The sequence below is a fragment of the Cupriavidus basilensis genome, from assembly GCF_029335485.1.
GTDB classification, from domain to species: Bacteria; Pseudomonadota; Gammaproteobacteria; order Burkholderiales; family Burkholderiaceae; genus Cupriavidus; species Cupriavidus basilensis_E.
Genome location: NZ_JARJLM010000475.1, coordinates 1 through 15,512 on the forward strand (window position 1 = coordinate 1; position 15,512 = coordinate 15,512).

The 15,512-nt window shown below is 63.8% G+C and carries 15 protein-coding genes and 2 pseudogenes; 3 read left to right on the forward strand and 14 right to left on the reverse strand.

Going from position 1 to position 15,512, the window contains the following annotated elements:
- Together P3W85_RS29230 and P3W85_RS29235 are read left to right on the forward strand one after the other, a co-directional pair.
- On the forward strand, positions 1-317 hold a 317-nt coding region (locus P3W85_RS29230; RefSeq protein ID WP_276267328.1), incomplete at its 5' end, for a site-specific integrase.
- 109 nt (positions 318-426) lie between these two features.
- Positions 427-588: a hypothetical protein gene (locus tag P3W85_RS29235; protein WP_276267329.1), complete on the forward strand. Its 162-nt coding sequence runs from the start codon at positions 427-429 to the stop codon at positions 586-588.
- A 16-nt stretch (positions 589-604) separates the two neighbouring features.
- Here the strand turns inward: P3W85_RS29235 and P3W85_RS29240 are convergent, their stop codons facing one another.
- The 10 genes and pseudogenes from P3W85_RS29240 to P3W85_RS29285 form a co-directional block, all read right to left on the reverse strand.
- On the reverse strand, positions 605-1,753 hold the full coding sequence (locus P3W85_RS29240; protein WP_276267330.1) for an alginate O-acetyltransferase AlgX-related protein: 1,149 nt from the start codon (positions 1,751-1,753) through the stop codon (positions 605-607).
- Positions 1,753-3,153 carry an MBOAT family O-acyltransferase gene (locus P3W85_RS29245; protein ID WP_017226205.1) on the reverse strand — a complete coding sequence of 467 codons (1,401 nt, stop codon included), beginning with the start codon at positions 3,151-3,153 and terminating at the stop codon, positions 1,753-1,755. The genes P3W85_RS29240 and P3W85_RS29245 overlap by 1 nt, the downstream gene beginning before the upstream one ends.
- Positions 3,154-3,164: 11 nt before the next feature.
- Positions 3,165-3,824, reverse strand: a complete 660-nt coding sequence (locus tag P3W85_RS29250) for an alginate O-acetyltransferase AlgF (protein WP_276267331.1) — start codon at positions 3,822-3,824, stop codon at positions 3,165-3,167.
- 26 nt (positions 3,825-3,850) lie between these two features.
- A complete protein-coding gene (locus P3W85_RS29255) occupies positions 3,851-4,513 on the reverse strand; it encodes an SGNH/GDSL hydrolase family protein (RefSeq protein WP_017226207.1) in 663 nt (220 codons plus the stop codon).
- Between the two features lie 273 nt (positions 4,514-4,786).
- Positions 4,787-5,272: pseudogene (locus P3W85_RS29260) on the reverse strand (transposase); the annotation flags it as partial.
- A 224-nt stretch (positions 5,273-5,496) separates the two neighbouring features.
- The gene (locus P3W85_RS29265; protein ID WP_276267332.1) at positions 5,497-6,645 is read right to left on the reverse strand and encodes a branched-chain amino acid ABC transporter substrate-binding protein; all 1,149 of its coding nucleotides are present in this window, start codon (positions 6,643-6,645) and stop codon (positions 5,497-5,499) included.
- A 407-nt stretch (positions 6,646-7,052) separates the two neighbouring features.
- Entirely contained in the window at positions 7,053-7,292 is a 240-nt protein-coding gene (locus tag P3W85_RS29270) for a glycine cleavage T C-terminal barrel domain-containing protein (RefSeq protein WP_276267333.1), read from the reverse strand.
- A gap of 50 nt (positions 7,293-7,342) precedes the next feature.
- Complete coding sequence (locus P3W85_RS29275; protein WP_276267334.1) at positions 7,343-8,293, reverse strand: GlxA family transcriptional regulator; 951 nt, start codon at positions 8,291-8,293, stop codon at positions 7,343-7,345.
- Positions 8,294-8,380: 87 nt separating this feature from the next.
- The gene (choW, locus tag P3W85_RS29280; RefSeq protein WP_017226212.1) at positions 8,381-9,277 is read right to left on the reverse strand and encodes a choline ABC transporter permease subunit; all 897 of its coding nucleotides are present in this window, start codon (positions 9,275-9,277) and stop codon (positions 8,381-8,383) included.
- Positions 9,270-10,427 (reverse strand): quaternary amine ABC transporter ATP-binding protein, encoded by a 1,158-nt coding sequence (locus P3W85_RS29285; RefSeq protein ID WP_276267335.1) that lies wholly within the window; start codon positions 10,425-10,427, stop codon positions 9,270-9,272. Before P3W85_RS29285 ends, choW begins: the two co-directional genes overlap by 8 nt.
- A 482-nt stretch (positions 10,428-10,909) precedes the next feature.
- Here P3W85_RS29285 and purU point away from each other — a divergent pair, with 482 nt between their 5' ends.
- Positions 10,910-11,782, forward strand: coding sequence for a formyltetrahydrofolate deformylase (gene purU / locus P3W85_RS29290; protein ID WP_017226214.1), 873 nt, complete (start codon positions 10,910-10,912; stop codon positions 11,780-11,782).
- A gap of 74 nt (positions 11,783-11,856) precedes the next feature.
- Here purU and P3W85_RS29295 read toward each other — a convergent pair whose 3' ends face one another.
- The 4 genes and pseudogenes from P3W85_RS29295 to P3W85_RS29310 form a co-directional block, all read right to left on the reverse strand.
- Entirely contained in the window at positions 11,857-12,720 is an 864-nt protein-coding gene (locus P3W85_RS29295) for a glycine betaine ABC transporter substrate-binding protein (protein ID WP_017226215.1), read from the reverse strand.
- A 115-nt stretch (positions 12,721-12,835) separates the two neighbouring features.
- Positions 12,836-13,963, reverse strand: coding sequence for a hybrid-cluster NAD(P)-dependent oxidoreductase (locus P3W85_RS29300; RefSeq protein ID WP_276267336.1), 1,128 nt, complete (start codon positions 13,961-13,963; stop codon positions 12,836-12,838).
- Positions 13,964-13,983: 20 nt separating this feature from the next.
- The gene (locus P3W85_RS29305; RefSeq protein ID WP_276267337.1) at positions 13,984-15,225 is read right to left on the reverse strand and encodes an aromatic ring-hydroxylating oxygenase subunit alpha; all 1,242 of its coding nucleotides are present in this window, start codon (positions 15,223-15,225) and stop codon (positions 13,984-13,986) included.
- A gap of 55 nt (positions 15,226-15,280) precedes the next feature.
- Positions 15,281-15,512, reverse strand: a pseudogene (locus P3W85_RS29310) (electron transfer flavoprotein subunit beta/FixA family protein); the annotation flags it as partial.

Consider the following 15,512-nt stretch of genomic DNA (forward strand, 5'->3'; position numbering starts at 1 on the left):
GCGCGCGCGGCCTCGAATGGGAAAGCCAGGCCGGCCTGCTGGCCAGCGCGTCGGCGCACTGGCTGCGCCATACCGCGGGTTCGCACATGACGGACCAGCAGGTGGACCTGCGGTTCGTGCGGGACAATTTCGGGCACGCGTCCATTGCCACCACCAGCGCCTACCTGCATACCGAGGACGATGCGCGGCACGAAGCCACGCAAGAACGGCACCGGATTGGGTGGAAGCCTGCCACCGCGGCGCCAGCCCAGACGAGACCGGAGGCGGTGCCGCTGAGCCCGGGTGTCGGCGCATCCGGGGATTTTTCACGTTCGTGAAAGTATTCGCAACCCCGCCACCTGGCCCTCACTGTGCCGTTCTGCCGGCACAGCGGACGGACAGCACGTTGTTCGCCATGCGAAAGGGGGAGCTTTCAACGCAAGCGGGATGGGCGCCCAGCTCAGGCCGCCTGCCCGACAATGCCCGCACGGGCAGGCGGGCGTAGTTTCCATCGGTAGCGGTGCTAAAAAAAAGCGCTATGCGCTGCTGCTGCTCGGCCTGATCGAGAAGATCGGCGTGTCATGCGGGGTGGAGGACGGCGTGGAGTAAGCATGCCGGCCAGCGGCTAGCGCTGGGGGCGCAGGCCACCCTGGCGCCCTTGCAGCAAGGCGGCTTCCGCCTGAGACAGCGGTGTGTCGAGAAAACGCTCGGGAATCTCCCATATGATCAACGATGGCGGCGTTTTCCTGCGGTCGCCGCTGCCCAAGTATGCGCTCATGCTGCCAAGGAAGCCGCCTCCGTCCTCGGCGAGGTTGGCGACCGCCAAGCCCAGATGCAGGCCCAGATAGCCCGCGAAATTCGAGGTTCGCGAAAAAGACGTGCCAATCAGCGCAATGCGTGGATAGGCGGTCTCACCGAAGAGGTCGCCGCTTGCGCTGTGCCGGGGCAGCACCTGCCTTGCCGGGACCGGTTCGGGGGCGGGCAGAAGCCGGGACGGAAGACCGGCAATACCGGCCAGCCTGACCAGGTCGCCCGTTTTGCTTGCAGGCGGTCCATCGGCGATGCTGTATTCGGTCGAAGGCATGGTGCCGAGCGGCAAGCCGGCGACTTCGGCGGCGATCCGCCTCGCGGCCGCCTCCGCGCCCACTTCGTTCCAGTGCGTGTCCGTTCGCAGGAAAGTGTCCCGCGTGCCCAGCTCGAGCGCGGGCGCAAGGCCGAGCGTGGGCACGCCCTGCGCCTGGAGCTTTGCGAGCCAGTCTGGTAGCCGAGGTTCCAGCTGGCCTGGGCGGGATAGGCCGCAGAGCCTGTGGTGTTCCACACGGCTCTTGTCGGGCACCACGGCCACCAGGAGGCGAGTCCCGTCGGCCGAGAGCTGCCTGGACACGGTGTCGACCAGCCTGAGCCGCATCCACCGGTTCTCTTGCGCATGAGGATGGACCACCAGCTCGTCCGCCAGGAACAGCCAGCCGTCGCAGCCGACGCGCACGCGGGGCCCGAGGTCACTGGCGAGCAACCACTGGGCGCCGTTGCCAAGCGCCGCCAGCAAGTTCGCAGCCGATGTCCCCTCTAGCCAATCCTGCACCTGCTCGCGCAGCACACGGGTACCGGTGGTATCTGTGGTGTGGCTTCGTGCTTCGGCGCGCGCCGTGTCCACGGCGACGCCACCCGCCTCGGCCAGTACGGCCAGGAGGCCGATCGTGCAAAAAACAGCGAGGGCCACACCGGGCAACGATACCGCCCAATGCCTGCCGATACGAGAAAGGCGGGCCGGCATCAGAATTGAAAGTAAAGAAAGGGAATGGCTCCTCGGCTCGCAACCAGCGAACACGAGAGCAGAAAACCAAGCGTCGCCGATACCGAAGATGCCGCCGCGGTGGCTCCGCCCAGGCGCGCGAGGACGGGTAGCGTCCGGGCGATGGCGGGCCAGGCAATCCAGGCCATGCCTGCGGCGAACGCCAGCCACATGGTGGGCCGCAGCGCCAGGGTCATGGCGTCGCCCGGCACGAATCCGTTTAGCCCCAGTTGGCCGGCGTACATGGTCGTGGCCTGGGCCAGGTCATGCGAACGGAAGAGGGTCCAGGCCAGCATGACGAAGAGGAGCGTGAGCAGCCTGGACAGGCCACGCGGCATGCGGGTCGGCCACCAGTGCGCGATACAAAGGGCCAACCCATGCGCGGCGCCCCAGAACATATAGTTCCAGCTGTCTCCGCCATGCCAGATCCCGGCAAGGGTCATGGTGACGAGCAGGTTGAGGCTGGTGCGCGCGGCGCCATGCCGGTTGCCGCCCAGGGGAATGTACAGGTAGTCGCGCAGCCAGCCGGAGAGCGAGATATGCCAGCGCCGCCAGAAGTCCTGGATGTCCACCGCGAGATAGGGATGCCGGAAGTTCTCGGGGAAATGGAAGCCAAGCATCAGGCCCAGGCCGATCGCCATGGCGCTGTAGCCGGCGAAGTCGAAGTACAACTGGAGCGCGTAGGCAAGGCAGCCGAGCCAGGCATCCGCGAAGGAAGGCGCGGCGAGGGGAAACGCAGTATCCACCACCGGCGCCAGGGAGTCGGCGATCAGTACCTTCATGCACAGCCCGGTCATGAAGCGCTTGGCGCCGCGCGAGAAGCTGAGCCAGGTAGGCGAGCGGCGCCTGAGCTCCCCCGCGATCCGCGCGTAGCGAATAATGGGGCCGGCGACAAGATGGCCGAACATCGCCAGGTAGGTGGCGAAGCGCAACGGGCTGCGTTCGGCCCGCACCGTTTGCCCGTGGACATCGACCAGGTATGAAATGGCCTGCAACACGGTGAAGGAGAGACCGATCGGAAAAACCACCTGCTGCCACCGCGCAAGCTCCGGAAACAGGGGGATGGCAACGGCGGCAACCGTCTCGACCGCGATGTTTGCGTATTTGAACCAGCCCAGCACCGCGAGGTTGATGGTCACAAGCACCCACAGCAGCCAACGTCCCGAGCGCTCGCCCTTCATGCGTGCCAATGCCATTCCCCCCGACCATGCCAGGCCCGTCAGGGCGATGAACAAGGCCAGGTATAGCGGGCTCCACCAGCCATAAAACACCCAGCTGCCCAGCAGGAGCGTGACATTCCTGTGCGCGGCGGGAGTGAGGAAGTAGAGTGCCAGGAAGGCTGGCAGGAACAGCAGCAAGAACTCCAGGGAAGCGAAGACCATGGCAGGGCGGGCTACCGAGCGATAGCATCCGTGACGGCGAACACGAAGGAGCCGCGCGGCCCCTTTGCCAAGAATACGCTGTAGCGCTTCCCGGCTTCGAGGTGGCCGAGATCGAGGGAGGCGCCCGCGGCTACGCCACCGCATTGCGCCTGCACCTTGAGGCCGATCGGATTCACCACACGCCGCTGCGCGCTGCCTGGCGGCACATCGGGGAAAACCAAGGCGTTTTGCGTCACCGCGAGCAGTTGCCCCTTTGCACAGGTGGAGTCCAGGTTATAGAGAGCAAGCGAAGCGCGCAGGGATGTGAACTCCGCCGGCGGCTCGACCACCGCCGTGCCGAGCAGGGAACCGCCCTCGCCGACCGAGCCCACTACCGTCACGAACTGGCCAGCCTTCACTGCCATATTGATCGCGCGGCGCGCGCTGCCCTGGCTCAGCTCTCCGGCCAGACTGGCTCCAGCCCGCACCGGGAAGAAGGCGGAAACACGCTGACCGGTGGGCACCGAGAGGCTTGTCTTACGGTTGGAGCGGACTTCCAGCGGCATCTCCGTGCTGTTGACGAAACGCACGAAGGACGAGTCGATGGCCGGTCCCGTCTCATACAGCTGTGGCTCGGCGGCGCCCGCAAAGGAAGCCCAGACCGCCGTTGCGAGCGAGCCGGCAAGATACACACGGGCTCCCCGCCGGCATCGCCACATCATGGCCGGCCCGCCTTCTGGGCTACCGGCAGCCGCAGCACGGACTTGGCGATTTCCGCGCCCCACGAGCGGTAGCCGGCGCTGGTGAAATGCTGCCCGTCGATGGTTGGCCACTGTCCCGGTTTCGACATGGCCAGCGAATCGACATAGGTGCATGGCGAGACATTGGATGCCAGGAAATCCGACATCTGCTTGACACGCGCGAAGTTCTTCTTGAATCTGCCGCCTTCACTTCCCCAGGCCGGCCCGACCCACGCGCAAGCGGTTCCGGTCTTGCCCAGCGCTTCGGTGAGCTGGCTGACCTGTTGCCAGATCCAGTTTTGCGGGAATACCGCCTGGTTGTAGGCCGCCATCGTATCGCCCATCACCACTAGGATGAGGTTTGGATGCTCGCTCTGGACCAGGCGCTCGATGCTGACGGTGCGCGCGGCCGTGCCGGCGTACACCGCGGGTGCGGCCGTGCCGACGCGCTCCGCGCCGCCGCAGTCCGAGGGGGTGGTCTTGATCCAGGCGGCCGGCTGCGCACCGCATACCCCGATGGTGTGCACGACGGCGCCTTGCCTTGTCAGGTTGTCGTGAAGCGATGAGATGAGGTAGCCGGGTGTCGACAAGTGGCTGTCGCCAATGATCAGGATGCTGAGACCCGCGAGTAAGTTCACCATGTTGCTGTTCTACGTGTGATGATTTGAGAATTGCGAGCCCGACTCAAGTGTGCGCTTCGCCGGGTCTTGGCTTGTGCCGCTCGTTGCCGTGCGATGCGAAAGGGGATAACCGCGCTCGATGCGGCTCGGTTCGAGTCGGAGATGATACGGACATTTCCCTAGTTCAGACCACCTTGCTCCCCCCTCCATTCGTAGGGAGAAGCAATTCCGGATCGGTAAAGATCGGTAAAGGTAAGTTCTTCGTCGAAGCTCGGTTGAGCAGCCGGCGTCGGAGACGGCCGCAAATCGCCACATAAGGGCAGTGTTGGTACCCTCCCTCCAAGTCACCGCCTGGAAAGCACCCGCAGGCAATGCCATAGCCAGGATCTTCACCGAAGCAGGCTCATGGCGCGGTGCCCGACGCAACAACTTCGGTGGCCTGCCGCGACCGATCGCTGGTTTGGCCGGCAACGGCGAGATACCCGGCGGGCACACAATGATCCAATAACGACCGCTGGGTGCTTGCATTAAAGGCTGCACCCATTCCTGGACGCGCCTCATCAACGCCGCATCCGGCCAATCAGATCTAGAGACGAAGTGGTGCAGCGACTGATGCCGGGTACTGGCATGCAGTGGTTCAACCCGTGCCGTCGATACGCTTGCGTGACGGCGGTAGCATCAGCCCAGTGCAATAGCTTTCCAAGCCGGCCCGGCGATCTGCATGTCCAATCCTTCCGCCAAGTAATTCATGTACTTCGCAAATCGGTCGCTCGTGCTCACGCACTCTACACTTCCAATGAAGAAGTACATATAATGCACAATTCTTTATGGCATAGTAAGACTAAACACCAGCCTGAAAAAACTTGACCACGACAACAAGACTGGGTTAGGGGAAGTCCCGCTGCAGATGTCCGATGAGGAATTCGCGGTCCGGGTGCGTCCTTTTGACGCGGATGCCGCCTTGCACTATGCCGCGCTCGTGTCCCGGCGCGAATATCGCCACGTCATTCGGTACCGATCGTCGTTACCGGAACCCAGCGGCCACCTTTTACCTGATAGAGCGTCGACGTCGGATTCTTCAGGTCGCCGTTCGGATCGAAGGCAATCCTCCCGGTGATGCCCTCGTATTGAGTTGCCCGGAGCGCCGATACGAATTCGGCCGACTTCGCAGACTTTGCCTGCTTGATCGCGTTTATAGCCACCCACGTGGCGTCGTACGCGAAGGGTGCATAGATGAGGCTGCCGGCGCCGAAGCGCTTCCTGAATTTCTGCATGAAGGCTTTGCCTTGTGGTAGCGTTTCGACAGGACGTCCGTATTCCCAGGCCATCGCGCCTTCCGCAGCGCGACCCGCAACGTTCAGGAAGATACTGTCGGCGATGCCACCGCTTCCGACGAACTGGGTGCGCATGCCGAGCTCCCTCATCCGTTTCGTGATGAGCGCCGCCTGGTTATCCAAGCCGGCGAAGAACAGGAGGTCGGCGTTGGCGGCCCTGATGTTCGTGAGCTGCGCGCTGAACTCGACCGCCTTGTCGTTGGTGTATTCAGCGATCGCGATTTTGCCGCCGGCGCCGGTGACGGCCTTCCTAAATTCGTCCACTGCCCCCTGGCCGAACGCGGTGCGGTCGTCCATCGCCGCAATGCGCTGCCCCTTCATGACATTGACTGCGTACTTCCCCGCGGTACCGGAGTTTTGCGTATCGGTCGCAATGATGCGGAAGACCGTCTTCAGGCCTTGATGCGTGATGGCCGGATTGGTCGCTGCCGGATGGATCACCGGGACACCTGCGCTGGCGAAGATCAGCGTGGACGGAAGCGCAACGCCTGAATTGTAATACCCGACAACGACAGCCACCCCGTCATCAACTAGCTTCTGGGCGGCCTGAACGCCGATGCGCGGGTCACTTTGGTCGTCCACCGAATCAAGCTCGAAGCGGGCGTCCCGGCCATCCACCTTGATGCGCTGCGCGTTGGCTTCCTCAACAGCGAGACGAACACCGTTCTCAATGTCCTTGCCGTTGGCGGCATTGATCCCGGTAAGAGGACTGGACACCCCAATTTTGACAACCAGTTGCCCATATGACTGGTTGCAAGCGAAGGACAGTAAAAGGGCGCTTAGGCTCGTAACGAACAGCCGTCGAGCAAAATGGATCATCGGTCGATTCCGGCGACTAAGGGAATTGGCGCGGGCGCTACCTCCGGCCGCACCCACCCTACCCCCGATTCTAATGGCGTCCCCAATGGCGACCGCTATTCTGCCATGGTGGCATGGGGACGGGTCAGTCTGCAATGCGACGACCCAACGTGGCACCGCTCGCCGACATGCCGGCACCGGCCGAACACCATGCCCCCTGAGTCGGGATCGACGACGATCATGGCTTTGGCGTGGCGGGCGAGCGCGGTCGCGGTGTAAGCTTCGTGGCTGTTCTAGCCATGCCCTAGACAATGCAAGGGCCCTAGGGTCTGCCGAACCGGGCTTTCCGAACGCAGGTTCATCCAGCGACGAATGGTCTGGCGGAATGCGTAGGCGATATTCCTGGCAGGAAGCTGCACAAAGCCTCCCTATTGTTGCTGCACTTTGCTCCCATCCCGTACGAAAGGCAGACGAACAACTTTCGCAGAGACTCTCTGGTTGTAGACCTCAACACTCACATATGAGCCAAACTTGATGTCAGGGGTAATCAGTGCCAAGGCGATGGCGATTTGAAGCGTCGGACTATACGTTCCGCTGGTGACCTCCCCAATCACTTCTCCTTGGAGGCTCATCACCGGGCTTTGCGCGCGAGCGACCGCGGCGGGCAAGAGTTCATGGCGTCTGAGGCGCTAGTGAGCGGCGCTTACGCCTCCGGTGATCATCCCGTCGGTCGGCGCTCGTGGCTGGGCGCATGACCGAACTGCGCACGGTACGCTTTGCTGAAATGGCACGGCGAATGGAATCCGCACACGGTCGTCACGCGGGCGATTGACGCGTTGGTCGTGCGCAGCAGATCGCGCGCGCGCTTCAGGCGCAACGTAAGGTAGTAGTGGGTCGGCGACACATTCAGATAGAGCTTGAACATCCGCTGCAGATGCCGCTGCGACAGCCGCACGAGCCGCGCCAGCTCATCGAGCGACAGCGGTTCCTCGATATTCGCCTCCATCAGCCGCACCACCTCGATCAGCTCCGCGCGCGAGAGGCCAACCCGCGCATCGACGGGAATCGGCTGCGGATCGGTCGCGCTGCGGATCCGCTCGAGAATGAACTGTTCAGAGACCTGCACGGCAAGCTGTCGGCCGAAGCGCAGACCGACGAGATTCAGCATCATGTCGATTGGTGCGGTGCCGCCCGTGCAGGTAAGCCGGTCACGGTCGATGACGAACAGTTCGTCGGCGAAATGGACCAGCGGGAACTCGTCGTGCAGCGCGGACCGGTTCTCCCAATGCACGGCGCAGCGGTATCCGTCGAGCAGCCTGCTTGCCATCAACGCATAGGCACCGGTGCAGATGCCGCCGAGTGGAATATCCAGCCCGGCGAGTTGGCTAAGCACCGCGCGCGTGCCGTCGTCGACGACATCGCGAATGCGAATGCCGCCGCAGACGATCATCACGTCCGGCAGTCTTGTCCCATCCAATGCACGCGTCGGCCGTACCGCGATGCCGTTGCTCGCGTGCACCGGCGCGCCGTCTGGCGAATAGACCGACCACGTGTAATGCTCGGCGCGCCCGACATAGTTCGCCATGCGCAGCACTTCCACCGCGCTCGAGAACGCGATCATCGAGAACTCAGGCAGCGCCAGGAAGCCGAAATGCGCGAGGGACGGCATTGAAGGTGAAACGCTGTCAGCTGGTACGGCGGCAACGGACGCAACGGACCTCACATCGCTCTCCTGGCGAACGGATTGACCCCGGGATCAGGCTTGCGCTGTCGTGGCCTTGGCGCCGAACAGTTGCCTGAGCCCCGAGAAAAGCGGTGCCTTCGCCGTGCCCGGCGCGCGGCCGAAGCTCTCGGTGATGCGGTCGAGGATGATTGCCAGCAGCACGACCGACAGGCCGCTCTCAAAGCCCAGGCCGATGTCCAGCCGCTGGATGCTCGCCAGCACCTCGTTGCCCAGGCCGCCCGCGCCAACCATCGAGGCGATGATCACCATCGACAGGGCCATCATGATCGTCTGGTTGACTCCCTGCATGATAGACGGCAGCGCGTTCGGGAACTGCACCTTGTACAGAAGCTGCCACGGCGTGCAACCGAACGCCTGGCCGGCCTCGACGATCTCCATGTTCACCTGGCGGATGCCAAGGCTCGTCAGGCGCACCGCGGGCGGCATCGCAAAGATCACCGTCGACAGGATACCCGGCACGCGCCCGAGACCGAACAGCATCGCGGCAGGAATCAGGTAGACGAACGCCGGCATCGTCTGCATCAGGTCGAGGATCGGACGCACGATGGCGGCAACCAGCCTGCTCTTCGCCGCCCAGATGCCGAGCGGAATGCCCAGCATCAGGCTGATGATCGTCGACGACAGCGTGAGGCCCAGCGTGATGACGGTCTGGTCCCAGAATCCTGTCGCGAAGATCACGTATAGCGACGCGGCCGTGAAAAGCGCGAAGCGCCAGCCGACTCGCCAGAGTCCGATGCCAATAAAGATCGCCATCATCAGCCACATCGGCACCGCCTGCAGGCCGCGCTCGATCAATGCGGCAAGCCCCTCGATCGCGCGCCCGAGCGCATCGAACGTCGCCGCGTCGTGATCGAGCAGGTAATGGACGGACTGGTCGACCCAGCGGCCGAGCGGAAGGACTTCAGACATGGTTACCTCGCGAGTGCGTGATGGCTTTCAGGATGATGGCCCGGTCGACCGAGCCGCAGTAGCAGCCGTCGTCGTCCACGACCGGCAGCGCGTTCGGGCTCGCGACGACGCGCGCGACAACGTGGTCGAGCGACGCATCGCGCCGGATGCTTTCGATCGGCTGCACGTCTGGCGCAGCGTCGCGCATGACGCAGCCACGGATCCTGCGTTGGGCATCCAGCACAAAGGCATAGCCGGCGTGGCCATTCAGGGTCCTGGCGATGCTCGCGGCATCGTTCTTTGACACGAGCGGCACGGCGTCGGTCTGCATCAGGTCGCCGGCGGTCAGGTAGCGGCTGGTGTCGATGCCGTCGAAGAACGTGCGGACGTAGTCGTCGGCCGGCTTCGCGATGATTTCCTGCGGCGTGCCGACCTGGACCAGGCGGCCGCCTTCCATGATCGCAATCCGGCTGCCAATGCGCAGCGCCTCCTCCAGGTCGTGCGACACGAACATGATCGTGCGCCGATGCTCCTTCTGCAACTGCAGCAGCACGTTCTGCATCTCCTTGCGCTTGAGCGGATCGAGCGCCGAGAACGCTTCGTCCATGATCATCAGCGACGGGTTGACGGCGAGCGCGCGCGCAAGGCCGACGCGCTGCTGCATGCCGCCCGACAACTCGCGCGGCAGCTTCTGCGCAAACGTCGCCAGGCCGACCTGCTCGAGCACATCCATGGCACGGCGCTCACGTTCCTTCCTGCTCACGCCCGCCACCTCCAGCCCGAACGCGGCATTCGCAAGCACGGTGCGCTGCGGCATCAGCGCAAACGACTGGAACACCATGCTCATGTCCGTGCGGCGCAGCGCGATCAGTTCCGAGCAGCTTACGGCCGCCACGTCGCGGCCACCGATCAGCACCTTGCCGGCGGTCGGTTCGACGAGCCGGTTCACGAGACGGATCAACGTCGACTTGCCGGAGCCTGACAGGCCCATCAGCACGAAGATTTCGCCTTCCTGCACCTCGAACGACACGTTGTGCACGCCGACGACCTGGCCGGTGCGCCTGAACACTTCGTCTTTCGTCGAACCGGATGCGAGCATATCGAGCGCCTGCTTCGGATTGCTTCCGAATACCTTGCACAGACCTTCGACCACGACCTTTGGACTATCCATCGAAATCTTCTCCTGATTCTGCGGGGACTCACACATCACATAGCAAGGCCTTACCTGCGTTTCCCTCTCGTCCGGGGAGCGTTGCCGGCGTATTGCTACCTCTTTCCTGGAATGCCCTCGGCCAACCTGATCCGTCGCATTACAAGCGCAATTGCGCGATACCTACATAGTTGCCAGAAAAGGCCCCCGCCTGCCGACTAATTCCGACAAGCGCTTGCAGAAATGCGACAACGGCGAACAAGGGAATTTTTTCTCTGGCGTCGCCTGTTCACAAACGACGCAGAATGGTTCCGTAGCGCCCCATGCCCGCCGCCGGTTCGTGACAACAGCATCCCGCACCGCAATCTCCGGCATGACGGGCCGATACCATGCACGCGGCGCTTCGGTTCTATCCGGGCCGCCATTCCTCCTGCTCTACTTCGCGCATGGTATGCGTGCGCACGCTGCGCGCGCCGCGCCACTCAACCCAACAGAGGAATCGCATGGACGCGCTGTCACGTTCACAACAATTCATCCTGACGCTGTCGTGCCCGAGCGCACCCGGTCAGGTCGCCGCCGTGGTCGGCCTGCTCGAGCGTCACCGCTGCTACATCGATGAACTGACCGTCTTCGACGACGACCTGAGCAACCGCTTCTTCCTGCGCTGCGTCTTCCATCCGACGTGCGAACAAGCGCTGCGCGTCGACGTATTGCGCCAGGAGTTCACGCCGATAGCGGAAGGCTTCGGCATGCAATGGGCGATCCACGACGCGTACGCGCGCCCGAAGGTGCTGATCATGGTGTCGAAGCTCGAGCATTGCCTCGCGGACCTGCTGTTCCGCTGGCGCATGGGCGAGTTGAAGATGGACATCGTTGGGATCGCATCCAACCATCCCGACCTGGAGCCGCTCGCCCGGCAGCATGCCCTGCCGTTCCGGCACTTTCCCATCACGCCCGAAACCAAGGCGCAGCAGGAAGCGCAATGGCTGGACCTGTTCGAGTCGAGCGGCGCGGAGCTGGTCATCCTTGCGCGCTACATGCAGGTGCTGTCGCCACAGACAAGCGCCCGGTTGGCCAATTGCGCGATCAACATCCACCACTCGTTCCTGCCCGGCTTCAAGGGCGCGAAGCCGTATCACCAGGCGCATGCACGCGGCGTCAAGCTGATTGGCGCGACCGCGCATTTCGTCACCGACGATCTCGACGAAGGCCCGATCATCGAGCAGGTCGTCGAGCGCGTCGATCATTCTTACCGGCCTGACCAGCTGCTTGCCGTCGGGCGCGACGTTGAGTGCATCACGCTGGCGCGCGCCGTCAAGGCGTTCATCGAACGACGGGTGTTCCTGAACGGGGACCGGACAGTCGTGTTTCAGTAAGCTAAATGCACACAGGCCACGATCGCGATGCGATCATGGCCGGCGCATACTGTCTCCTTTGGTCGCGTGCCGAATTAATGCTCGCCCTCCACCCATGCATTCACGCGTTCCGCATTCGCGGCAATCCATGCATCGGCGGCCGCATCGGGCTTGGTGCCGCTCTGGATCGCCAGCATCACGCTATCGATCTCGCCCGGCTTCCACTGGAACTTCCTCAGGAATACGACAACCGGCTTGGCCTTCGTCTCCAGGCCCGGGTTCACGATGCTGTCGACATGCTCGGCATCGCCGAACACCTTCTTCGGATCCTCCAGGAAACGCAGCTTCCATTTCGCGAACATCCAGTGCGGCGCCCAGCCCGTGACGATCACCGGCTTGTTCGCGTTCATCGAGCGCGCCAGCTCGGCCGTCATCGCGCTGCCCGAGCTCGGCATCAGCGAATAACTGAGCCCATAACTCTTGATCGCCTCGGAAGCCTTGCGCATCACGCCGGCACCGGCATCGATGCCAACGATGCGGCCTTCGAACGCCGCCTTCTGCGCGTTCAGCTCATCGATGCTCTTCGCGCTCACCGACGCGGGAACGATCAGGCCGATCCTTGCCTCTGTGAAGTTCGGTCCGAGATTGACAACCTTGGCCTTGAACTGATCCCAGTACGCGCCCTGCGTCACCGGCAGCCAGGCGGACAGCGTCGCATCGAGATCGCCGCGCGCGACGCCCTGCCACATCACGCCCGCCGCGACCGGCACCAGTTGCACCGGGTACCCCAGTTTCTTTTCGATGATCCGTGCGGCGACATTCGTCGTCGCGACGCTGTCGTCCCAACCCTCGACGTAGCCTATCTTCAAGATCGGCTTGGCATCCCCCAGCGCCAGCGCGCTCCATGTCATCATCACCGACGCTGCGCCGGCCCAAAACACCTTTGCAAAGAGCTTCATGGCATACCTCCAGTGGCCGGAGCGGTAGCGCCCCGTTTAGTTGGAATCGTCGTCGCCCTGGCCAGGCATTGCGACGAACTTCGTGCTGCGCCATCCGCCTGGCAGGCGTCCCGTCTTATTTATCGATCACGAGATCCGACAGCGGCTTGCTGCAGCACAGCAGCACCATGCCCTGGTCAATCTCGCGCTGGCGGATGCCGCCGTTGTGCTTCATCTCGACCTGCCCGGCAACCAGCCTGACCTTGCAGGTCCCGCACATCCCCTGCGTGCACGACGCCGGCAGCCGCACGCCAGATTGGCGCGCCGCGTCGAGCACATGCTGCGCCGCGCCGCAGAGGATCTCGCGTTGGCTCCTGGCGAAGCTGACATTGAACTGCGCCGATGCTGCCGCGGCGGCATCGGCGACCGGCTCGTTGGCCTCTGCGGTCAGTGCATCGAACGAGAAGCTCTCCTCGTGGTAGCGGCTGCGCTCGAAGCCCGCCTCGTCGAGCAGGCCGCGCACCGCCTTCATGTACGGCGCTGGCCCGCACGTGAAGATCTCGCGCTCCATGAAGTCCGGCGCGACCAGCTTGAGCAACGGCAGCGACAGGAAGCCCGTCACGCCCGGCCAGCTGGTGCGCGCGCCAACCCGCTCGCAGACAAAGGACGTGCGGAAGTTCGCATGGCTTGCCGCGATCAGATCGAGCTCGCGCGCGAAGATGATGTCGTCCGGCGTGCGCGCGCTGTGCACGAACACGATGTCCCGATCCTCGGCGAGATCGTGGTGCGCCCGGCTCATCGACATCAGTGGCGTGATGCCGGAGCCCGCGGACAGGAACAGGTACTTGCGCGCCGGATGGCGCGCGCACGTGAACTCGCCGGCCGGGCCGAGCACGCGGATCGACGACCCCGGCTTCAGATGGTCATGCAGCCAGTTCGACACCCTGCCGTCCGGCACGCGCTTGACCGTGATCGAGATGGTGTGCGGCCGCGCCGGCGACGACGAGATCGTGTAGCAGCGATTGATCGTCTCGCCCGCGATATCCAGCTCGAGCGTGATGAACTGCCCCGGCTCGAACACAAACGCCCTCCCCTCCGGCGAGCGGAAGAAGAAACTCCTCACGTCGTGCGTTTCCTGCCGCACCTGGCAGCACACGAGCGTCTCCTCGACCTCGCTCGTCCAGCGCTCGGGGAGCGCGCTCCAGAACGCCGGGCGGGTCACCCGGCTCTCCGCTGGCTCGGTAAAGACCGCATCGCGCATCATGTCTGCCTCCGCTGTTGCGCCTACGCGCCGATCTGCTCGGCCAGCCGGCCGATATACCAGGCCGAGAACTTCTCGACCAGGCCTTCGGTGAATGGCGAGTACGGGCCGGGCTCGTACGCGCTGCTGCCCGCGCCACACTGCGAGTACTCAACCAGCGCGCGATCCTGGTCGTTGGTCGCGTTCCACACCGCGGTCAGGTTCTTCACGTCATAATCGACGCCCTCCCGCGCATCTTTGTGGACCAGCCACTTGGTGCGAACCAGCGTTTCGCCGGCCGACAGCGGGATCACCGAGAACGTGACGATGTGGTCGCTCATGAAGTGATGCCACGAGTTCGGCTGCGTCCAGAACGAGAGCCCGCCCAGGTCGGCTTGCTCGAACTTGCCGAGCAGCTTCTTCGACGCTACCCTGGCGTCAAGCGTCTGCGATTCGCCGCTGCGGTCGAGCGGCAGGCGCTGGGTACGGAAGCCGGTGGTGTCGAGCAGTTGCTCGATCTCCGCCGATGGCAGGCCCATCGCCTCCCATTCCGCGGCACGCTCGATGCAGGTGCGATCGAACGCTTCCATGCCCTCGGCGTTGGCGGGCGAGCGCTGATAGCCGAAGCCGTACTCGTACAACGAAATGGTCAGCTCCGGATGGTTCGCCACGCAGTGATAGCACTCGCGGTTGTTCTCCATCGTGAGCTTCCAGTTGCCTTTCTCGAGCACATCGATCTGCGCGGCGACTTTGGTGTCCGCCAGGTTGTGCGGCAGCAGGTACGGCTCCATCGCGGCGCGCATCGCCGCGAAGTCGGTTGGCGGCTCGCCCGCGAGGCAGACGAAGATCAGGCCGGCAAGGTTCTCGACGTGAACAGACTTCAGGCTGTGCTTGCAGCGGTCGAACTTCTCGCCCATGTGCTCGGCGAACATCAGGTCGCCGTTCAGGTTGTAGGTCCAGCTGTGATACGGGCAAACGATGTTGCCGACCGTACCCTTGTCCGCGTTGCACAGCCGCGCGCCGCGATGGCGGCAGACGTTGTGGAACGCGCGAATCTGCATGTCATCGTCGCGCACGATCAGGATCGAGTCGTGGCCGAGCTCGACCGTCACATAATCGCCCGGCTCTGGCACGTCAGGCTCGACCGCCACCTGGACCCAGTGCTTGCGGAAAATCGCCTCCATGTCCAGCGCGAAAATCTCCTCGCTCAGATAGAAAGGCGCCTCGAGGCTGTATCCCGCCTTGCGCCGCTCCACCAGCGCGCGAATGTCTGCCGATACGTTCATTGTTTGCTCCGGATTTCCTGCATCCCTGGTTGCTTGCCGACAGACCGGCAACGTGTCAGTAGTCGATGAGTTGATGCTCGCGCAAGTAGGCGAGGATCACTTGTGCTTTTTCGACCGAAGTCCCACCATTTACGACGTTCCCGCCGCGGCTCTCGGTCGTCGTCGCCGACAGCATGCGGGCATGCCCGGAGCGCTTCTCGGCGGCGGCCAGCCGGACCGGCTTGCGCTCGACGGCGCCGAGCGTCCATGCGGCGGCGGCGCCATCTTCACATTGCGCCGCCGGCACC